Below are 21252 nucleotides of genomic sequence, written 5' to 3'. Positions count from 1 at the left end.
AACTCAAAGACCGATATAATCCGCTGTATTTCCTATTTTTTTGCTTAAGAGTAATACTAGAATGCAAATAGGAATCCGAGGCAAACTCGTCCTGTTGTTTGTGGTGATGAAGGTCATTCCTTTACTGTTGTTGGGCTGGTTGGCTTGGACGCAGGCGGATAATCTTGGACGACATTTGACTGTTGGCGTTGAACAATTACTCGGAACTGCGACTCGATCAGTGAATGAAGTGGGCCGCGTGGCCATCGCCGATGCTGTAGAGGCCTTAGATGCGCGGGCTAAAGAGGATATAGAGCGTCAAACCACGGATGTTGCAAAAGCCATTGCCGCCTTTTTGTATGAACGAGACAGTGATATACGGATGGCGGCGGCATTGCCTGTTGACGCGGCTATTTATGAGCAGTTTGTCAACAGCCGGACACGCCATTTAGTTCGCCATGGTCAATGGCAGCTTTCGGAGGATCAACGTGAATGGGTACCCCAAGACATACAGGCATTAGAGGCGCCGACTGTAGACTGGGGTAGTGATGACAATGCGCGAGCCTTTAATTACGTGCCACCTTTTTCGTTTAATCGAGTCAACACGCCTCTTTATTTGGAAATGACCTTTATTGATCTTCAGGGACAAGAACAGGTCAAGATAACGACATCAAATAGAATGAGTGCCCAACGCCATAATGTCTCTGATCCAGCCAATACTTATATCAAAGCCGAAGGGTATTTTGCCGAGCTTAAACGACTAGCACCGGGTGAAGTGTATGTTTCCGAGGTCATCGGCGCGTATGTTGGCACGTCAGTAATCGGCCCTTATACGCCGGAACGCTCAGCAAAAGCGGGGATCGAATTTGCACCTCACGAAAGTGCGTACTCAGGAAAGGAAAATCCCGTTGGAAAGCGTTTTGAAGGGTTAGTGCGCTGGGCAACCCCCGTGATGAACGATGGCAGGATTATTGGTTGGGTCACTTTGGCGTTGAATCACGATCATATTATGGCCTTTACCGACTTTATTGTGCCGACCCCTGAGCGCTATACCGATATTACAGATGCCGCATCGGGTAACTACGCCTTTATATGGGATCATAAAGCACGCAGTATTGCCCACCCTCGACATCATTCCATTGTAGGATACGACCCTGAAACAGGGCAGAGAGTGCCGGCTTGGCTTGAAGAGGGTCACTATGAAGCATGGCAAGCCAGTGGTCTGAGCTATGATGCGTTTATTGATCAGCTCCCGCCATTTTTATTACAAAGTCATAATAAACGGCCTTCACTGGCGCAGGTACGTATTGGACAGGTTGGATTGGACTGTCGTTATCTGAATTTTGCTCCACAGTGTGTCGGTTGGCACAATTTGACTGAACAAGGAGGCTCTGGTTCCTTTGTAATTCTATGGAGTGGGTTATGGAAGTTGACCACGGCGGCGGCAATCCCCTATTACACGGGACAATATGCAAAGACACCGAGAGGTTTTGGTTTTGTCACCATTGGTGCGAATGTTGATGAGTTTCATAAGCCCGCCAATGACTCAAAAGAGCGACTTGATCGGATTGTCATGCATGCCGATGGACAGATGCGGGAGCTCAGCGATGCGACACTCATCGCGATTGATAAAAATCTTAACCAAACCGCGAGAAGTTTAACATTCTCCACGCTGGTCATGATTCTATTGGTGGTGCTGATCGCCATCTGGATGGCATCCTATATGTCAGGGCGCATCCGTCGGATGGTGAAAGGTATCTCGCAGTTTCGCCAAGGAAAACGATCTTTTCGCTTCAAGGAGGTGAGTCGAGATGAACTCGGGGAACTTGCGAGCTCATTTAATGACATGGCCGATACCGTGAGCAGTCATCTTGTACATCTTGAAGATGAGGTGACACAGCGTCGTCAAACAGAGGCAGAACTACTGGCCATTCAGGAAAACCTTGAGTATCTCGTCGCTGAGCGTACTCAAGAATTGACTGACGCCAATGTGCGTATGAGAAATGAAATTCTTGAGCGACGCTCCGCGCAGGAGCGAGCACATTTTCTAGCGTGCCATGATTCACTTACCGGACTTGCCAATCGTTTCGAATTTAATGATCGACTCCAGGATGCGGTCAAACTGTCAATTAGACAGAACCATTTCTGTGCGCTGTTATTTTTTGATTTGGACAAGTTTAAGTCAGTGAATGATCATTATGGGCATGGTGTCGGTGACGAGCTTCTGATTGCGGTCGCCGATATGTTGCGTGAGGTTGTTCGTGATACCGACACGATTGCCCGATTAGGTGGCGATGAGTTTGCTATTATTTTAAATGATCTCACCGAGCCAGAAAGCGCAGCGTTGGCAGCCCAAAAAGTGATCGACTTATTAAGCCAGCCGCTGCAGGTCGCAGGACATTTCATTCAGACAGGCACCAGCATAGGTATTACAACTTACCCGGGCGACACGCAAGATCCTGATGAGTTATTGTTGCATGCTGATCTGGCGATGTACCAAGCCAAGAGTGAAGGCGGCAATGGTTATCATTTCTTTATGCAGACGATGCATGATGCAGTCAAACTGCGCAGGCAACGAGAAACGGAATTAAAGCGTGCCTTAGATGAAAAACAATTCATTGTTTACTATCAACCTCGGCACTTCTGTGATCGGGAAGGAATTTATGGGGTGGAGGCTTTAGCGCGTTGGCTGCACCCAGAGGAAGGTCTTCTATTGCCGAATCAGTTCTTGGAGATCGCAAGTCGTTCGGGTCTTCTGCCCGCGATTGATGAGTTCGTTATGATGACGGCCTGTATGCAGGCCAAAGAGTGGTTGGATCAGGGGCTTAAATTTGGCCGCATTGCCGTGAATGTATCTCCAACGGAAATCGCCCATCCGAATTTCGTGTCGCGGGTTCTAGGCGTACTGTCGTCCAGTGGACTCCCTCCCATCTGTCTCGAATTAGAGATTACCGAAAGGGCAATACTCACGAATAGTGATGTAGCCATCGCAAACTTGTTAGAGTTGCGTAAGGAGGGAATTATTATTGCAATCGATGACTTTGGAACCGATTACTCATCGCTTAAGCGCTTGATAGATTGTCCGATTGATGTGATTAAAATTGATCAATACTTTGTCAGTAATATGGAAGATGGGAAGTCGGTCGCGGTGATTAAGGCGATTGTTGCAATGGCAAAGTCAATCGAGTTAGAAATTGTAGCCGAAGGAATCGAGCTGCCCAAGCAGATGATGGATTTGCGTGGGATGGGATGTGAGGTGATGCAAGGTTTTTATTTGGCGAAACCCATGCCGCCAGAGGAGCTGCTTGAGCATATTCGACTGAATACACCAGAAAATTAACCTGTGCACTTATTTGTTTTGGGGCGGGTTAAGCGTTTTTTCAATGCAAGATAAAAATAAGGAAGCGATATGTTATCCAACTCAAATGATACCCCTGCACAGTTACTTCGCGAAGACCATAAAGGTGTGGCTTGGTTAACACTGAATCGCCCAAAGGCCAGAAACAGCCTGTCGAGTGAGCTAATTGATTTACTGCAAACGGAGTTAAACCAAATCGCAGAAACGCCCTCTATTCGAGTGGTGGTGATTTCGGCCAATGGCCCGGCATTTTGTGCAGGGCATGATTTAAAAGAGGTGACGTGCTCCGATCAAGCGTTTCATGAGGTGTTGTTTGCCCGTTGCAGTGAGTTAATGTTGAGTATACGACAGATGCCTCAACCCGTGATTGCATCGGTGCAGAGTTTGGCAACGGCCGCCGGCTGTCAGCTGGTGGCGACCTGTGATCTGGCGGTTGCAGCACGCTCTGCCCGTTTTGCCACCCCCGGTGTTCATATTGGACTTTTTTGCTCAACCCCCATGGTTGCCTTAACACGTAATGTCAGCCCAAAACAAGCCATGCAATTGCTGTTGACGGGGGATCCGATTGATGCCGATACCGCCTTGGCGTATGGCTTAGTGAGCCAGGTTGTGGATGACGAAAAACTACATGACGAAACCCTCGCCCTCGCGTTGAAAATAGCATCAAAATCCGGCCAAACGCTGCGTATAGGCAAAGAGGCGTTTTATCAACAGCTGCATCTTAACGAAGCCGATGCCTACCGATATGCCAGTGACGTTATGGTGAAAAATTTACAAATTGTCGATGCAAAAGAAGGAATTGCCGCATTCGTTGAAAAGCGTCACCCCATTTGGGAGCAGGATAAAGAGTGAGCGTGATCGGTGAGTTTGCTGCGTTGACAAACTCACCGTTTGGACGTGTCCTTAAAGGCTAATTTACCGCATGACCAAATCTTAAGAGGCCAATGGCGAAGAGCATCATACTGGCCATTAGCAGCGCAAACCCCCATGTTCCGGCTAGATCAAACACTAAACCAAATACTAGAGGGGCGATGACTCCGCCTAGATTCGTTACCAGCATGGTGTAGCCGATGGCAGTGCCCGTATACGAAGGAGGTGCTAGGGCAAGGGTTAAGGTGATGTGTAGGCCCGTCGCCGAACAGGTTGAAAAACCAAGCAAGAGGGCGGCGATGGGAGCGAGTGCCCAGAGTTGCAGTTCGGCTTGCAGGATTAACAGCAGAGCGCCGAAGAAGGCTACCGCACAGATCCATTGTAGCGTCTTGGCTGGATTTTTGCCGAACATGTGATCATTCATGACGCCCCAAAAGAGACGCCCGATCAATGTACCAAGTTGTAATAGCCCCATGCATAACGTGATTAACGATGCACTTAATGTCGCTGACTGTCTGAGCACTTCAGCTAAAAAGGCCCAAAGCGTGAATTGACCGCCATTTGTGAGTCCTGATGCCAAATTTGCGCGACTTAGATGCGGGGTTTTTAGCACATTTCGAATAGGCTGAGACGAGAGACCTTGAGAGAGAGCAGGAGACCTGCCCTCATTTTTAGGTAAAAACAGCCAAAATAAACTGCCAAGACAGGCAGCGAAGATCGCAATCAATATCACGCCGAGTTGCCAGCCGTAGACAATCCCTAAGCCAGCAAGTCCAGTGCCGATAGCGCCACCGACGGGCACTCCTGTTTGCTTTAAGCCAATGAGAGTGCCGCGCCAATCCGGTGAGAACCAGAGAGAAATAGCGCGGCCTGCGGCTGGGTTAATCATCCCATAGCCTGCACCACAAATGGCCATGCCGATACAGAGTTGGAGATAGCTTTGCCCCAGCCCAACCCCCAGCATGCCAAGTGCCATTCCCCAAGCCGAAAGTGTCAACGCATGCCGGGTTCCGATTTTATCCGTTAACATTCCGGCTGGAAAAGAGGCGGCCGCCAATGTAGCAGAATAGGCACTGGCAAGTCCCCCGACCTGCAGTGCTGAAAGGCCCAATTCACTCATCAGTTGAGGGCCTGAGGCCAGTACGCCCAGAACACAAAGAGCGCCAAGTGCCTGAGCTGCAAAAATAAGTGAAAAATGAAGCTTTTGCTGTGTTGGTATTTTCATGCCCTTACATTCAATGCATCCACTTTAGATGACGGGTGAGCCATGAGTGCGACTCGAAGAGTTGCAATGGCGGCGGTTGTGCCATCAATTACGGGTACACTAACATTCGGCTGAAGTCGTGCAGCCAGACCCGCTAAGGGGCCGCCGCCCAGTACGATGCTATGCACCTTATCCTTCTGTGCAGATAAACAGCAGAGTGCTAAAAGCTCATCGGCAAGCGCCTCTTGGATGGCGCCTGGATCCTCCCAGTGAGCATCCTCAACCATGTGCATGGCGACGAGGTTGCCACCGTAACCATAGCTTTCGGCTGTTTTGCGCAGCGCAGAGGCCATGGTCGGAGAGAATGAGACAATCGACATACGTGTTCCAATGACGGAGGCCATGGCGTAGGCGGATTGAGCGATACCGACGACCGGTACACCGCATTGTTTGCGCACCACAGCCAATCCGGTATCGCCAAAGGACGCGAGAATAATGCCATCGATTGGAGTGCTCCAGTTAGCTAAGGTTTGTGTAACGGCTTTCTCTGCTATGAGTGCATCCTCGGGGGTGACAATTAACTCAGGCGCACCTTCTGCACAGATCGTCGTGATTGACTCATGAGGTAGGCGTGCAGCTTGTGCTGCGGCGTCTATTCGAGCCGTAACAGAGGGGGATGAGTTTGGATTAATAATTAATAATTTCATAGTATTAGCCTAATAAAACCGAGGGTAACCAAAGCGAAATAGCGGGAAAAACATTGATCAACAAGAGTGCAATCAGCATTGTGCCAATAAACCACATTAGAGGTGGAATAATTTGCATAATGGTGATGCGTGCAATCGAGCAGGTGATTAACACCACGGAAGCAACCGGAGGCGTTTGCTGACCGATACCGAGATTGATGGTTACAATTAAACCGAAGTGGACGCGATCAATGCCCAGTTGGTCGGCCAGCGGTAAAAAGATTGGCACCAGCATTAATATGGCCGGCGTACCATGAACGATGGTTCCGGCAAGCAAGAAAAATACGTTAATGGCCAATAGAATAACCCAGTAGTTATCCGAAATTCCGAGGATCGCCATTGCGATGTCTTGTGGGATGCGCTGATTGGTCAAGTACCAACCCAATAGTGTTGAGGTTGCCACGATGAACATGAGCATAGCGCTGCGTTTACCGGAAATACGCAGGGTATCAAGGAAGTTTTCCCAAGTGAGTGTCCGATAAAACAGTGAGGCCATTAAAATTGCCCAAAGAGCTGCCACGGCACCGGCTTCAGTGGCGGTAAAAATGCCGCCTAAAATACCGAATAGGATCAAAATAGGCAGGGTTAGGGGTAAGGCTGCATCTTTACCTGTGTCGAGTACGCGTGAGAAATTAAATTTACCTTCCGTAGGGTATCCTTTCCAAACGGCGAGCCCATAGGCCGTCATTACCAACAAAAAGCAGACCAAAAAGCCCGGTAATATCCCAGCCGCAAAGAGTTCCGCAATGGATGCATTGGCGACATAGGCATAGAGAATTAAGTTGAGTGAAGGGGGAACGATAATCGCCATGGTCGCAGACGTCGAGGTGACGGCCGCCGCAAATGCAGCCGAGTAGCCGCGTTTTTTCATTTGCGGAATCATCACGGACCCGATAGCTGCAGCATCGGATGTTGCCGTCCCTGAAATTTCTGAGAAAAATAAAGAGGTTAAAATGTTGACGTGTGCAAGGCCACCACGAATATGGCCCACCAAAGAGGATGCAAAAGCGATGAGCTTTTCGGCGATTTTGCCTTGGTTCATCACCTCTCCTGCGATCATGAATAACAACGCTGCCACGAGCAGGTAATTATTGGCCCCGCCAAAGGGGATTAGTCCCATAATCATGGGCATGACCGCCGGATCAAGAAAGATCATTAGCATCGCCGTGATGCCCAACACATACGCAATGGGGATGCCGATGGTGAGCAACACCACTAAAAGAATTAAGATTAAATAGCCCGGTTCAATTAACATCAGCCGTCTCCTTCAGGCAGTAAATCGTTTGGGTTGATGCGCCCTAGCAACAGTCCAAAAAAACGCACGGTGCAAATCATTAAGACGAGCGCGCCGCCGACGGGAACGGCTCCCCGAAATAAAATCACAGGCAAGTCGACGGATATCAGCATACGTCCAGAAAAGCTTAAGGCCGCTTTGCCGCCATACCACAAGAGGGCGAGTGCAAAGCTCGCCATCAGGAGTTGGTTGATGCAGGCAAGCACGCGTTGTAACTGAGCAGGTAAGCTACGAGCGACGCCATCAAAGCCCAGATGCTCGTTTGTACGTGTGAGGTAAGCCGCACCGATAAACGTTAGCATTGCTAAAATATGGGCGGGAAGCTCCTCGCCCCAAGACACGGATGCATTTAACACAAACCGTGAAAAAACAGCGTAGTTGAGTAAGATCAACAGGACGGCGGCCACGGTGATCGTAAAAACATCCAGAGCGCGACACATCCAGCGATCAAGCCAGAGAATACTTTTACCCAGGGTTTCCATGGGCACCTCCTGTTAATTAGGGTTTAGTTGAGGCCAAGAACTTCGCGGGTGACCTGAATCATGTCAGCGCCGATGGCATCAACAAACAGAGGGCTGTCATACAAGGGTAAGGCTGCGGCCTGGAAGGCTTCAAAATCCACCTCATTAATGGCAATTTTTTCAGCTAACTCCTCCAGAACACGTGCGTCGGTTTCTTCACCCCAAGTAAAGGTCCAGGGTGCGGTTTCCGCTGCGATGCGTAAAACAGTGTCACGAATTTCGGGTGTCTGAGCATTTAACCAAGGCTGGCCAAACAGCATAAACGTGGGTAGGTAGACGTGGTTAGACAGCGAAAGGTATTTTTGCACCTCATAGAGCCGAGCACTTTCGACGATTTGAGCGGGGTTTTCTTGTCCGTCAATGACGCCTTGATCTAGACCTGAGTAAACCTCACCAAAGGAGAGTGGTGTCGCATTGGCACCCAGCGTATTGAACATAGCAACCCGCTGCCGACTGGTCGGAGTGCGAATTTTTAGGCCATTTAAATCGGCAGGTGTGACCACTGGGCGTACTGAATTGGTGATGACCCGAAACCCGTTATCCCATAAGGCTGAGAGCACAATCCCTTTGCCAGAAAAGCCTTCAGACAACATGTCAAATGCGGGAGAGGCGGCAAACTCTTGGACTTTATCTCTGTTTTCAAACAGGTAAGGCAGGTCAAACACCGCTGTACGGGGGTTGACTTGTACCACGGCTGATGCGGATAACGAAGCATGGTGTGTGCCAAAGCCCATGCCTTGTAGCACATCCTCTTCTGATCCTAGTGTATTGCCCATGAAAATTTGTACGTCGATTTTGTCCGGCAACTCGGCTTCGACTCTGTTTTTGAACTCCATTAAGAACGTATGAGCAAAGCTACCATTCGGTAGAGATGAATTTATTTGCAGAACAACGGGTCTTGCCAATGCAGTGACCGGAAGAAGTGCGCCCAGTGCTAAGACTAGGGCTGCTTTACGCAGGGTTGTTTTCGTCAATAAAGACATAGCAGTACCTCATTAAGTTGATTAGCCGATTAGGCGATTCTTATTGAGGGGCAATTTGTTTTTTGTGATAATTATTTTTCATTAAAAGATATCACAAAAAATATTTTTCACAACAGATCGAACGAAATTTTTTTAAAAAAATAAACATTAAATTTCGTCGAGTGTGTCGTGTAGCGCTTCAATGCTCAGTAAGCGGCGGCGTCCGGCGGGGCCTGATAGCTCCAGAAGTCGTGTGGACACTAGATGGCAGAGGGCCAGTACAGCCGCGTGATTGAACAAGGGGCCAGGCGCCGTGGTTTGCACCCGCAGTGTCCAAGTAGGATTGAAACGAGTTTCAAAGGGCAGGGACGTGCTGTCTTGGCTGAGTGTGGGGGTGTCGGTAATGACAAGGCTTGATGCTTCGCTGTTAGCAAGCTCGCGAAAAATATTTTCCAGCTGCTTGATGGGACGACGCAGTGAAAAAACTAAAACAAGATCATGTTTATCGATGCTGCAAAGGCTTTCGGCCAATGTTTGGCCCGCTTGAGGTAAGAGGGTGATATTTGGCAGGATTTGGCCCATTTGAGCCCCTAAATACACCGCAAATGCATGCGCGGTTCGAAATCCAATAATCCAAACACGATTTGCTTTTAGCATTGCCGAAGCAATATTGTCTATTTCAGCCAGTGTAATGCCTGCAAACGAATTTTCAGTATTAATTCGACTTTGTTCAATATGTGCCGCGAGCGCTGATTCAGGGCCTTGTTTCGAGACTAGACTTTGAAACACGGCAGCACCGCTTTGTTGTGTGAGTCTTGCCGCTTGTCGCGCCTCATCAAAACTGGAATAGCCCAAGCGTCTGACGAAGCGAGTAACTGTTGCATTTGATACATTGGCGAGTTGTGAGAGCTCTGTGGCGGAATAGCTGGCAATTTCGCCAGGAAACGACAATAAGGTGTCGGCTAAACGCCGCTCGCTTGGATGAAGATCAGGTAGGGCCGATCGAATGCGAGAAAGAAACGTTGGCGCTTGAGTCGAAGGCATACCGTATCCAGAAAAATCAATTTGATGAAATTATATTTTCATGGGCGTTGTAGGTCAAAAAAGATTTGTTCTATTTGGCGTGATTCCAATATTTAGCACCCTAAATGGGCCATTGAAGCGCTAAATTCACACAGAATTGATGCACACTACCCAGCTTACGGGCTATTTTAAGGCACCGCTATCCGCACTTCGCTATATACAGTATGCCTCACTGTGCAAAATGCACACTCAGTGCAATTAAGCGGTGTTCAATCAGCACATGAGTCTATGAGCGTCCTCTTTTTTGAAACGTCTGGCATATCCATTGCAGTTACTGTCTGAGTGCTTAGATGATTGAGTGGTTTGCTTATCCGATAGGCGCTGGGATGTTTATCCAAAATTAACTGGGGATAGGATTATGAACGAAACAGATTATCCACTAAGTGAAGTACCCGCCGATGCGCGTAAAGGCTTAGTATCGACGTCATTAGTATTGCTAGGCTTTACCTTCTTTACTGCCACCATGTGGGCGGGTGGATCGCTGGGAGCAGCATTTAGCTTTTCTGAACTGCTTTTTGTGATTTTAATCGGCAATTTGTTACTGGGCACTTATGCGGCCGCTTTAGCCTATATTGCCTGTAAGAGTGGTCTAAACTCAGTATTGATGGGGCGTTTTTGCTTTGGAGAAAAGGGCAGTAAACTGTCTGATTTTATTTTAGGTTTCACTCAGATAGGTTGGTATGCTTGGGGAACCGCCACGTTATCGATTGTATTGATTAAAACAACGGGCTTGCCAGAAGCGCTGGAAATTCCCTTGATGATTGTATTTGGTTTTGCGTTTTGTGCCACGGCTATGATTGGCTATAAAGGTCTGGATTGGCTTTCACGCTTCGCTGTGCCAGCCATGATGGTGTTTATTTTGATCAGTCTATACAAAGGACTGATTGATGTAGGAGGGCTTGGTGTGCTGGCAGGCCAATCAGGAAGTGGCAGTATGAGTTTTGCTGCAGCCGTGACCGTGATTATTGGCACCTTTGTGAGCGGCGCGACACAGGCCACAAACTGGAGTCGCTTTGCAGCCAGTCCAAAAATAGCCGTTATTGCTACGTTGGCAGCTTTTTTTATCGGTAACGGTTTGATGGTGTTGACGGGAGCACTTGGCGCGCTTATCTACCAACAAGCGGATATTGTTGATGTCATGTTGGCGCAAGGGTTTGTTGTACTCGCGGTCTTAATGCTCTTTCTCAATATTTGGACGACACAGGACAATACGATTTATAACTTTGCTGTTGCAGGCTGCAATCTATTGAGAACGGATCGTCGTCGTTTGGTAACCGTGAGCGGTGCTGCTATAGGCACAGTGCTAGCCGTGGGTGGAATGTACAATTTTCTAATTCCCTTTTTGATTCTACTCGGCACGTTTATTCCGCCAATCGGTGGGGTGATCATGGCCGATTATTGGCTTCATCATAAAGGAAAATACCCCTTACTCAGTAGCGTGACGCTGCCTGATTTCAATTGGCATGGTTTAGCCGCGTATGCCATTGGCTCAGGAATGGCTTACTATTCACCAATACTTCCACCCGTTGTCGGTGTTGTCGGAGCTGCAGTAGCTTACACTTTACTGCTTAAGGTTTCGGTTCCACAGGTTAAAATGAGATCGGTTGAACAATGACAATACGCTGTGCCGATATACCTAAACTACCTGGGCTCGAGAGCATTCGCTTTCGAGCTGGGTTACAGGGGGCTTCACGCATTGTGCGTTGGCCTTATATTGCTGAGAATGAATCAATTTCTCCTTGGATTAAAGGCGGAGAGTTGGTTTTTGTGACGGGAATTAATCTATTGCGTTCCGAGTCGAGCCTTTGTGCTTTGTTGCATGAATGTATTGATCATCAGGTTGCGGGATTGGTGATTCTAACGGGTGATGAATATATCAAGACAATACCCAAATCTCTGTTGAACTTAGCGAACCAAATGAATTTTCCGGTTTTCGAACAGCCTTACGCATTGAAAATGGTGACAGTGACCGAGGTGATCAGTAATGCGATCGTGCAAGACAATTTGATCGGTCAATCGATACATATGTTCCTTACCCGATTAATGAATGGCTATGCCGATGCGCCGGAATTGATTCACTTACGCTCGCAAGAATTGGGACTAAGCCAGTTAAACTGTTTTTCGGCCATAGCGCTGTCTACAAGTGTGTGCCAAGAAGACGATGCTGCGCTTTCACGTTTGCAACAACCGCATTTGCTTGAGCAGTTGATTAGCGATCTTTTGCAGCGTCGCGATAATCCTTGGCCTGTGCTGGTGTGTGAGTCTGATTTTATTTTACTTTGGCCCTGTGAAAGTGCAGGAGCTGAGCGCTTAGATGAAGCGGAACAAATTTTAGTGCGTCTTAAACACAGCTTACCTCATAGTCGTATTTTTATGGGGTTAAGTAGCGTTCATAAGGAGTTAACTCAGTTTGGGGCCGCTGTTGAGCAAGCACGGCAAGCGCTGCGTTTTGCCCAACAGCATCCAGAACGATCCATTTTTTTACACGAACAGTTGGGTGTCTGCCGTTTGTTTGCCGCGATTCCACAACGTCATTTATTGGCTGACTTTTGCCAAGAAAACCTGCGTGAGTTGTGTTTTGCGCGCGACCCTAATTCGCAAAAACTCAAAGCCACACTCAGTGCATTTTTGAATCATGCTGGGCATTTGCAAGAGACGGCGGAAGCGCTCGGCATCCATCGAAACACCCTCAACAATCGCATAAAGCAGATTGAGCGCTTAACCCATTGTTCACTCGCGGATGCTTTTCAGCGGCTTAACTTACAAAATGCATTATTAATCGAACAAATGTTATTTCAAAATCATACGATTACAGATTAGGTAGGTAGTTTATGGACATTATTAATGCCCGATTACGTCACTCGAATGAGTTGCATCACTTAACCATTCGTGACGGTCGTTTTAGTCAGATTCACGTGCAGTCAGGTGTTAAGGCCCTTGAAGAGGGGCAGATTGATGCTCAAGGCTATTTAATCTGCGCCCCTTTTATCGAACCTCATATTCATTTGGATGCAGCCTTGACCGCAGGTGAGCCCGATTGGAATCACAGTGGTACCTTATTTGAAGGCATTGAACGTTGGGCACAGCGTAAACCGTTATTAAGCGAAGCAGATCTACGAAGTCGTGTGCTGAAAACCGTGCAAATGCTGGTGGAGCGGGGCGTTCAACACATACGTACCCATGTGGATACAACCGATCCCAGCTTGTTGGGGTTGCATACCTTGTGTGCGTTGCGCGATGAATTACGCGATTGCATTGATATTCAGGTGGTCGCTTTCCCTCAGGAAGGCATACATTCCTTTCCTAAAGGTGAAGCGCTTCTGGAAGCTGCTATTGAGGCAGGGGCTGATGTTGTAGGGGGGATTCCTCATTTTGAGTACACACGTGAACTAGGTGAGGCATCGGTTAAAACGCTCGTAAAATTAGCGATCAAGTACGATAAGTTGATTGATGTACACTGTGACGAAATAGATGACCCAGGATCACGCTTTCTAGAGGTGTTAGCAGCGGAGGCATTGTTTAATGACATAGGAGAGCGCGTGACGGCGAGTCATACGACCGCGATGCATTCATATGATAACGCCTATTGCTCGAAATTATTTCGTTTATTAAAACGCTCGAATATTAATTTTGTATCTTGTCCGACAGAGAGTATTCATTTGCAGGGGCGCTTTGATACTTTTCCAAAGCGAAGAGGGGTCACACGCGTCAAGGAGCTTACGGCGGCTGGCATGAATGTGTGTTTTGGGCAGGATTCAATATTCGATCCTTGGTATTCCTTAGGCAATGGCAGCTTATTGCGTACTCTCGACTTTGGTTTGCATATCTGTCAAATGATGGGCTATAAGGACTTTCAAACTTCACTGAATTTTATAACTGACAATGCCGCTAGAACCTTAAATCTAGGGGAGGAGTATGGTATTGCCGTTGGAAAACCAGCCAGTTTTATTCTCCTGCAAGGTGAAGATGATTACTCAGTGCTACGACAGCAAAGTGATGTGCTGCTGTCTGTGCGTAAGGGGAAAATCTTAATGCAAAGAGAACCATCACGAGTGATAACAACATTAGACCTGCCCGCTTAGGCATGTATAAGGAATCTAGCCTTCTGTGTACCTGCTAAGAGCCCTGAAGCCAAGGTTAAATTAAGTCTTGGCTCCAGCGTTCGGCTAAAAAATCAATAAATTGCCGAACCAGTGGCGTTTGATAACTGCGCGATAAGTAAACGGCCCAAATAACGCTGCTGGGTAAATGGTAGCGAGACAAAATAGGCATTAGCGCACCCCTTTTCAAGAGAGGGTTGGCTAAGTCACGAGGAAGGCGCAAGACGCCTTTATGGTGAAGCGCGGCGCGACATAAAATGCCCATATCATTGGCCCGAAGATTGCCTTTTACGGTGATGTTGATGGGTTGATTGTCATAGAAAAACGTCCATTTATTACCGCTCGTATGAACTAAGCAATTGTGTTGTAACAGGTCATTTGGGTGGTTGATCGGAGGGTGCTGTTCAAGATACGTCGGCGTTGCTGCGACAACCATGCCCACTTGCATGAGCCTGCGTGCAATGAGATTTTCATCGGGTTGATTGACGAAGCGCAATGCGATATCGACTCGGTCATCAACAAGCTGTGCGAGTTGATCCGACGCAAGAATATCAATCATGACCTGAGGGTGTGCATCCACAAAGTGCTCGACTGCATCCAGTAATAGGTTTTGTGACAGACCAATCGGTGCTGAGATACGAATCGAGCCGCTTAGGGATTGAGCGCCTTCGAGCGCCTGCATTTCCAGGGCAACGGTCTGATTTAAAATTTGTTCGCATTGACTTAATGCTATCTCACCTGCTGCCGTAAGGCTGACTTTGCGTGTAGTTCGATGCAGTAAGCGTTGTTTTAGCCAATCCTCAATTTCTTGCACATGACGCGAAACCTGCAAGCGACTTAGGTTTAAGTTTTCAGCTGCATGCGTAAAGCTTGCAGTATTTGCGACCTCAACAAAGCTGCGCATGGCAGTTAAGCGATCCATAGGGCTTTCCTAGATTGTTTCAAAATTCGATATAATCTACATCATTTTTTGTTATTTATCGCCATAAGTTGAACAACTAAACTGGCTTCATTCAATAAACGTCTCATACAGAGCAGGAGAGAAAAATGAAAGTTGCAGTATTAGGTGCATCGGGTTGGATCGGTAGTCATATCCTTGCGGAAGCGAAAGCACGAGGCCATGAAGTGGTTGCCCTTGTGCGTGATCCTTCGAAGGTGGCAGAAGAAGGCGTTGAAGTGCGTCAATTTGATGTGTTAGATGAAAGCGCTGATCTTGCTGCGGCGCTTGATGGAGTTGATGCGCTGATTTCAGCTCTGGGCGGTAGAGCCGCAGGGAACCATGAGTTGGTTGTCAAAACAGCGCATTCTTTACTGAATGGTTTGCCAGCAGCAGGAGTTACACGCTTGCTGTGGGTTGGTGGCGCTGGATCTTTAGAGGTGGAACCTGGTGTCGCACTCATTACACTTCCTGACTTTCCAGATGAGTATAAGGCTGAAGCTCAGGTAATGGTTGAGGCATTGGAGGTTTTCCGCAATTACGAAGGTGATGTGAACTGGACATTTGTCAGCCCAGCGGCTGATATTTTCCCCGGTGATAAAAAGGGTGAGTATCGAATTGGTGGCGACAGTTTAGTCAGTGATTCGGAGGGGAACAGTCGTATTTCTGTTGCAGACTATGCTGTTGCGATGATTGATGAACTGGAAAAAGCAGCGCATCCAAGCCAGCGTATTGGTGTTGCGTATTAAGTAAGCATCGCTTAAACGAACGATCACGCCAGAGCCAATTGTGTTGGACTGGCGTGATGGTTACGCTTCTTTTTTTGCGAGTTCGAGTTCTTTGAACAAGGCATTGGCCTGTTCAGACAGCTCCGAGTAACCACGAATGTCGCCATTGCGTTGTGCGAGCATTGCCTGTCCCAGCTTTTCTTCATAAGCCTTTTGAAGCTTTTTTAACTTACCCGTATCTGAACGTTTGAATAAATTGAACATAGCCACCTCTGTGTATGAGTTACTGTATCTTACGGATAGGGCTACGTTTGGTTCACTTGTTTTAGGGGGAGGGCAATGATGCTTGAGCCGTTCAAACATTCGACTCTCCGATTGATCGCATTAAAACGTTATGATGCTATAATGTCGTAAGTGTCAGTAGAGGAGTGAATCAAATGGCATTATTATCCAAGAGATCAACTGTTTACTTTGATCCAGTAATACACCAAGCACTGAAGCTGCGAGCAGCATCAACTGAAAGCTCTGTATCCCAGATTATTGATGAAGCAGTTCGTTTATTAATGACAGAGGATCAACAGGATTTGGCTGCGATTGCTGAGCGAGTTGAAGAGCCTGAGATTAGCTATGAGGCGCTGATTAATGAGTTGAAAGCGCATGGAAAAATATGAAATTGTTTTCAAAGCATCGGTAGCAAAAGATTTTCGAAGCATACCCAAAAGTGATGTTGAGAAGATAATCTCCAAGATAGATACATTAAGCCTGAACCCTAGAGGGGAAGGTTGCATTAAGCTATCTGGCGACAATAAGTATCGAGTTCGCCAAGGTATGTATCGAATTATTTATGAAATACGAGACATGCAGCTAGTCGTAAGTGTTATTAAAGTAGGGCATCGTTCGAGTGTGTATAAAGGTAAGTAATTAGGTGGGATTACACCCTCTGGAAGGATAGCTGTTAGTGTGAGGTGCACAGACTGCTGGGCAGCTATAATGAACGAGTGACGAACAAGATGCTTTTAGGTGTGGACTCTTATTCAGTTTCGACACTTTTTCGACAACTTTAAGAAATCCTGAATTTTAGGCATAAAAAAACCTTCTAAATGAAGGTTTTAATAAAATTCTTGGTGGAGTCTAGGGGGATCGAACCCCTGACCTCAACGCTGCCAGCGTTGCGCTCTCCCAGCTGAGCTAAGACCCCATGTCTCTAGGACGGTGCAAATAATAAGGCGGCATGGAGGTGGTGTCAACACTTTTTATTAATTTTTTATGCTAAAAATCAAATTGTTAAGTGTTAACACCGAATATGCGCCGTTAAATCGTCTGCGTTAAGTCTGCAAACTCTTTTTCCCAGCGCTTCGCTTCCTTCTTCGAAGGGCCGCCAACTGCATCTAGCGCAAAACGAACGCGAGCTCGGCTCATGTCTGGCCCTAAGATTTGCATGGCATCAACAACCGAAACACTTTGTGCAGTGCCAGAAATGGCGACGAACAACGGGAATAAAAAGTCGCGGATTTTAATGCCCATGCCATCTGCAAGTGTCTTGAGTCCTTGGAACAAGGTGTCTTTATTCCATTCGCTTTGGCGATCCAGGTACCAGGACGCAAATTGTAAGATCTTTTTAATTTGCTCTTCGTTCAGCGATTTATGCTCAAAGGATGCCGGTGTGATATTGAGCATCCCTGATAAGAAAAAGGAGGCCAGAGGGGCAACGTCTGAAAACTTCTCAACACGCGGTTGGATTAACGGAATGATTTGCTTGAGATAGGTGGGGTTTAACGCCCATTTCATCATCTCGGCAGCAAAGGCGTCGGTGTCGAGCTCCTCGCGAATCCACATCCCATTGAGCCAGCTGAGTTTAACCTGATCAAATACAGGGCCACCAAGCGAGACTCGGGATAAATCAAAATGTTCGAACATCTCTGCACGAGAGAACTTTTCGCGCTCATCAGGCATCGACCAGCCCATACGGCCGAGGTAGTTCAGAAGCGCTTCTGGTAAGTAGCCCATGCGCTGATAATAGAGAATGCTGGTTGGGTTCTTGCGTTTCGACAGTTTTGACTTATCTGGGTTGCGCAGTAGCGGCATATGGCAAAGTTGCGGCATATCCCAACCAAAGTATTGATACAGCAGCTTGTGCTTAGGTGCTGAGTTGATCCATTCCTCACCTCGAATAACGTGAGTAATCTTCATTAAATGGTCGTCAACCACATTTGCCAGATGGTAGGTGGGCATACCATCGGATTTTAGCAAAATTTGAGCATCGACCTGGCCCCAATCCATTTCAATTGGGCCGCGTAATAAATCATCTATAACGCAGATGCCTTCTTCTGGCACACACATTCTTACAACATATGGCATGCCCTGAGCCATACGTGATTCAACTTCTTCAGCAGGTAGAGCAAGATCACTTTGCTTTAAGGCGGTGTGTTTGCCATCAGCCTTACGTAGTTCTCGGAGCTCGTCAAGTTCTTCAGAAGTGCGGAAGCATAAAAACGCATGACCTTCTTCAACCAAGCGCATGGCGAAGTCTTTGTACATGTGTTTACGTTCACTCTGACGGTAAGGACCGTGTGGACCACCGATATCTGGGCCTTCATCCCACTCTAATCCGAGCCAGCGTAATGAGTCCAAAATGGCTTGTTCAGATTCGGGGGTGCTCCGAGTTTGATCGGTATCTTCTATACGAAGGATAAACTCACCACCATGCTGGCGAGCAAATGCAAGATTAAAGAGTGCAATGTATGCGGTTCCAACATGTGGATCTCCCGTTGGAGAGGGCGCGACTCGGGTACGAACTGTCATGGGTGCCTTACTCAAAAAATTAGGTCATTAAAATGGAATTATAACGTGTTTAGCTAGGGGTGAGCTATGTTTGTTCATCTTCTCTCGCTGACGCATAAATGCACCAATATGGTTCGTTTGTGTAAGGTTGTGAAATATATTGGTGCGATTATGGGTGTGTTTTAATGAGGGCTGATTGAGTCTAAAAATACTATATTATTGATTTTAAATGGTTTTTAAAAGTTGGCATCTTGATTGCTTTATATAAAGTAAGTGTGAAACGATCTAAACCTAGTTTAAATTTGTTTCATAACGTTTTTCGCACTCGAGGGGCACTGCGAGACCGCCGCATTCAATGAATGCGGCGTTTTTTTTTGTGTTTTCTCAGGTATCTAGCGTTACTTCAGTGATTTAAGCATAGGCTTGAATGCACACTCAATATTCATTTAGACGAAACGATAGTTTGGCATTTTTCTAGGGCATGCTGGATCGTTTTTGCCCTATTATGATGCATTGTTTAGGGTTGGGTGTGTATTTGATAAGTTCAGCTGAGCTTCATCCTCCGATAGTAAACTTAGAAAAAAATGGAGGATGCTACTATGCGTAAATATTTGATAGCGGCGATGCTTGTTGCCGTGCCGAGTCTGCCTATGTCAGCACAAGCAAACTCATCGGCGGTGAATCAAATCCTTGATGGATTGGTGGAGTATCGCTTGGCCGAGCAGCGACGCCAGTCACATGTTGACTTGCCCAGTGCCTTGACGCCGAGAGAGCGTGATAGGCTTTTAAGTGTTTTGTTAAATGATTACATGAGTGATAGAGAGCGGTCTGAGCATCGTCATAGCAATCGTCATAACAAATATCGTGATTTGCCGCCGGGGTTGCAGCGCAAGATGGCGCGTTCTGAACGTCTACCAAGAGGTTGGCAGCGGAAGTTGGTTAGAGGTGAGGTGATGCCTCAGGAGTTATATCGCTATGCAACGCCTTTACCAGCAAATTATCGGACACGAGCAAGAATTGATGGTCGTAACACGGAGTTGGTATTGCTAGGTGATAAAGTGGTGCGTCTAGTTGAGGGGCGAGGCACCATTGTTGATGTCATTGATATCGCCAGTGTTTTATTGTAAGTCCAATAAGCCTCTAAGTTTAGAGGCTTATTTTGTCATCACGTCTGCTAAGAACTCACTTCGTTGCACGAGATAATGTTGCGAATCTTTTTGAACCAAACCGAATGGTATCCTTGGACTTTGCATTGGTAGGTTGCACCAAATTTGAGCCTGCCTTGCAGAGTAGATGAGTTACGTTTGAGTCTTAGTAAGGAGTTTTGATTGAGAAAAATGCCTTCGGACGTATAAATTTCGTAACGATCTTCCACTGATGCGTCAGCAATTCGGTCTCTTCCTTCCATCACAAACGTGACTTGGCTGCGGCTAATGTTCCAGATGAGTGAGGGGGCAAAGCTGTACAGGATAATGGCGGCAATGACCGCGTATGTGATGCGTCGAGTGCGTTGGCTAACCCGTTTGGCAAATTGTGAGTCAATAAAACGAATTTTACTGAGCAGTAGGTTGGCAAGAACACTGACGCCCTTAAATTTGAGTTTAAGAATTTTCAAAAAAGTTGAATCAGATTTACTTTCCATAACGAAACACTCCATTAATGTTGATCGGAAAAGCCTTTGCGAGGATTAAAGGCATCTCGAACGGCTTCTCCGATAAAGATCAGTAAGGTTAGCATGATTGATAGGCTAAAGAATGCGGTTAACCCTAACCAGGGCGCGTGAAGATTTTCTTTACCCTGTGCGATCAGTTCCCCAAGGCTAGGCGAGCCGGGGGGCATACCAAAGCCTAAAAAGTCTAAGGCGGTGAGCGTGACAATGGAGCCGTTAAATATAAACGGCATAAAAGTCAGTGTAGCAACCATTGCGTTGGGCAATACGTGTCGAAACATGATAAGGCGATTGCTGAGTCCAAGAGCTCTTGCAGCACGCACATATTCCAGGTTACGACCGCGCAGAAACTCTGCACGCACAACATCCACCAGACTCATCCAAGAGAAAAGCAGCATAATGCCGAGCAGCCACCAAAAATTCGGTTCAACGATGCTGGCTAAGATGATCAATAAGAAGAGAACGGGTAATCCTGACCAAATCTCGATGAAACGCTGAAATAGTAAGTCAACTTTTCCGCCATAATAGCCTTGCACGGCGCCCGCCGCGACACCGATAACAGAGCTTGCCAGCGTCAAAACCAGGGCAAACAGGACGGAGATTCTGAAGCCGTAGATGACTCTTGCCAGCACATCTCGGCCTTGGTCATCTGTGCCTAACCAGTTTTGCAGGCTCGGGGGGGAGGGAGCCGGTGAGGGTAGGTCGTAATTGATTGTTTTGTAGTTGTAGCGTAGCAAGGGCCAAATCATCCAGCCGTTGGCGTCTGCAATAAGATCTTGAATAAATGGGTCGCGGTAGTCGGTGGCGATGTCGAACTCTCCGCCAAACTCAAGCTCTGAATAGTCTTTAAAGACAGGAAAGTAAAGCGAGCTATTGAAGCCTACGACAATCGGTTTATTGTTGGCGATCAGTTCCGCGCAAAGAGAAAGTGAAAATAAGACCAAAAATATCCAAAAAGACCAGTAGCCACGACGGTTTTTTCGAAAAGTAGCGAGCCTGCGCTGCATGATAGGAGTCATG

Annotated in this window: 20 protein-coding genes and 1 tRNA gene; 9 read left to right on the top strand and 12 right to left on the bottom strand. The window is 47.2% G+C overall.

Features of this window, described 5'->3' with window-relative positions; all coding sequences use genetic code 11:
- The first annotated feature begins 61 nt into the window (after nt 1-61).
- Nucleotides 62-3319 carry a putative bifunctional diguanylate cyclase/phosphodiesterase gene (locus F5971_RS13360; RefSeq protein ID WP_193495364.1) on the top strand — a complete coding sequence of 1086 codons (3258 nt, stop codon included), beginning with the start codon at nt 62-64 and terminating at the stop codon, nt 3317-3319.
- A 69-nt stretch (nt 3320-3388) separates the two neighbouring features.
- Nucleotides 3389-4189, top strand: coding sequence for an enoyl-CoA hydratase (locus tag F5971_RS13355; protein ID WP_193495360.1), 801 nt, complete (start codon nt 3389-3391; stop codon nt 4187-4189).
- Between the two features lie 58 nt (nt 4190-4247).
- Here the strand turns inward: F5971_RS13355 and F5971_RS13350 are convergent, their stop codons facing one another.
- The 6 genes from F5971_RS13350 to F5971_RS13325 form a co-directional block, all read right to left on the bottom strand.
- Nucleotides 4248-5432 carry an MFS transporter gene (locus F5971_RS13350; protein ID WP_193495358.1) on the bottom strand — a complete coding sequence of 395 codons (1185 nt, stop codon included), beginning with the start codon at nt 5430-5432 and terminating at the stop codon, nt 4248-4250.
- Nucleotides 5429-6118, bottom strand: coding sequence for an aspartate/glutamate racemase family protein (locus F5971_RS13345; RefSeq protein ID WP_193495355.1), 690 nt, complete (start codon nt 6116-6118; stop codon nt 5429-5431). Before F5971_RS13345 ends, F5971_RS13350 begins: the two co-directional genes overlap by 4 nt.
- Before the next feature lie 4 nt (nt 6119-6122).
- Nucleotides 6123-7412, bottom strand: a complete 1290-nt coding sequence (locus tag F5971_RS13340) for a TRAP transporter large permease (protein ID WP_193495353.1) — start codon at nt 7410-7412, stop codon at nt 6123-6125.
- On the bottom strand, nt 7412-7933 hold the full coding sequence (locus tag F5971_RS13335) for a TRAP transporter small permease (RefSeq protein WP_036510469.1): 522 nt from the start codon (nt 7931-7933) through the stop codon (nt 7412-7414). The genes F5971_RS13340 and F5971_RS13335 overlap by 1 nt, the downstream gene beginning before the upstream one ends.
- A 23-nt stretch (nt 7934-7956) precedes the next feature.
- The gene (locus F5971_RS13330) at nt 7957-8955 is read right to left on the bottom strand and encodes a TRAP transporter substrate-binding protein (protein WP_193495350.1); all 999 of its coding nucleotides are present in this window, start codon (nt 8953-8955) and stop codon (nt 7957-7959) included.
- Nucleotides 8956-9102: 147 nt separating this feature from the next.
- Entirely contained in the window at nt 9103-9978 is an 876-nt protein-coding gene (locus F5971_RS13325) for a MurR/RpiR family transcriptional regulator (RefSeq protein ID WP_193495347.1), read from the bottom strand.
- A gap of 397 nt (nt 9979-10375) precedes the next feature.
- On the opposite strand from F5971_RS13325, the gene codB reads away from it, so the two are divergent.
- The 3 genes from codB to codA are packed head-to-tail and all read left to right on the top strand — an operon-like array spanning nt 10376 to nt 14099.
- Nucleotides 10376-11632, top strand: a complete 1257-nt coding sequence (gene codB, locus F5971_RS13320) for a cytosine permease (RefSeq protein ID WP_193495343.1) — start codon at nt 10376-10378, stop codon at nt 11630-11632.
- On the top strand, nt 11629-12837 hold the full coding sequence (locus tag F5971_RS13315; RefSeq protein WP_036510478.1) for a PucR family transcriptional regulator: 1209 nt from the start codon (nt 11629-11631) through the stop codon (nt 12835-12837). Before codB ends, F5971_RS13315 begins: the two co-directional genes overlap by 4 nt.
- An 11-nt stretch (nt 12838-12848) precedes the next feature.
- A complete protein-coding gene (gene codA / locus F5971_RS13310; RefSeq protein ID WP_036510481.1) occupies nt 12849-14099 on the top strand; it encodes a cytosine deaminase in 1251 nt (416 codons plus the stop codon).
- A gap of 55 nt (nt 14100-14154) precedes the next feature.
- Here codA and F5971_RS13305 read toward each other — a convergent pair whose 3' ends face one another.
- Nucleotides 14155-15039 carry a LysR family transcriptional regulator gene (locus tag F5971_RS13305; RefSeq protein WP_036510484.1) on the bottom strand — a complete coding sequence of 295 codons (885 nt, stop codon included), beginning with the start codon at nt 15037-15039 and terminating at the stop codon, nt 14155-14157.
- Nucleotides 15040-15164: 125 nt separating this feature from the next.
- Between F5971_RS13305 and F5971_RS13300 the strand changes: the two genes are divergently transcribed.
- Nucleotides 15165-15803 carry an NAD(P)-dependent oxidoreductase gene (locus F5971_RS13300; protein WP_036510487.1) on the top strand — a complete coding sequence of 213 codons (639 nt, stop codon included), beginning with the start codon at nt 15165-15167 and terminating at the stop codon, nt 15801-15803.
- Between the two features lie 60 nt (nt 15804-15863).
- On the opposite strand, the gene F5971_RS13295 is transcribed toward F5971_RS13300, so the two are convergent.
- Nucleotides 15864-16046: a DUF6435 family protein gene (locus F5971_RS13295; RefSeq protein ID WP_036510490.1), complete on the bottom strand. Its 183-nt coding sequence runs from the start codon at nt 16044-16046 to the stop codon at nt 15864-15866.
- Nucleotides 16047-16219: 173 nt separating this feature from the next.
- Between F5971_RS13295 and F5971_RS13290 the strand changes: the two genes are divergently transcribed.
- Nucleotides 16220-16453: a hypothetical protein gene (locus tag F5971_RS13290; protein WP_036510493.1), complete on the top strand. Its 234-nt coding sequence runs from the start codon at nt 16220-16222 to the stop codon at nt 16451-16453.
- Complete coding sequence (locus tag F5971_RS13285; RefSeq protein WP_193495340.1) at nt 16440-16703, top strand: type II toxin-antitoxin system RelE family toxin; 264 nt, start codon at nt 16440-16442, stop codon at nt 16701-16703. The genes F5971_RS13290 and F5971_RS13285 overlap by 14 nt, the downstream gene beginning before the upstream one ends.
- 201 nt (nt 16704-16904) lie before the next feature.
- On the opposite strand, the gene F5971_RS13280 is transcribed toward F5971_RS13285, so the two are convergent.
- Nucleotides 16905-16980, bottom strand: a tRNA-Ala gene (locus F5971_RS13280).
- 113 nt (nt 16981-17093) lie between these two features.
- Complete coding sequence (gene gltX, locus F5971_RS13275; protein ID WP_036510496.1) at nt 17094-18584, bottom strand: glutamate--tRNA ligase; 1491 nt, start codon at nt 18582-18584, stop codon at nt 17094-17096.
- A gap of 578 nt (nt 18585-19162) precedes the next feature.
- Here gltX and F5971_RS13270 point away from each other — a divergent pair.
- On the top strand, nt 19163-19690 hold the full coding sequence (locus F5971_RS13270; protein WP_051514367.1) for a hypothetical protein: 528 nt from the start codon (nt 19163-19165) through the stop codon (nt 19688-19690).
- Between the two features lie 47 nt (nt 19691-19737).
- Here the strand turns inward: F5971_RS13270 and F5971_RS13265 are convergent, their stop codons facing one another.
- Nucleotides 19738-20205 (bottom strand): hypothetical protein, encoded by a 468-nt coding sequence (locus F5971_RS13265; RefSeq protein WP_036510500.1) that lies wholly within the window; start codon nt 20203-20205, stop codon nt 19738-19740.
- Between the two features lie 14 nt (nt 20206-20219).
- Complete coding sequence (locus tag F5971_RS13260) at nt 20220-21251, bottom strand: ABC transporter permease (RefSeq protein WP_036510503.1); 1032 nt, start codon at nt 21249-21251, stop codon at nt 20220-20222.
- Nucleotide 21252: the final 1 nt, after the last annotated feature.

Source organism: Nitrincola alkalisediminis, from assembly GCF_009821115.1.
Classification (GTDB): Bacteria; Pseudomonadota; Gammaproteobacteria; order Pseudomonadales; family Balneatricaceae; genus Nitrincola; species Nitrincola alkalisediminis.
The sequence above is the reverse complement of the archived record's forward strand: the minus strand, read 5'-3'. Positions and strand labels throughout refer to the sequence as shown.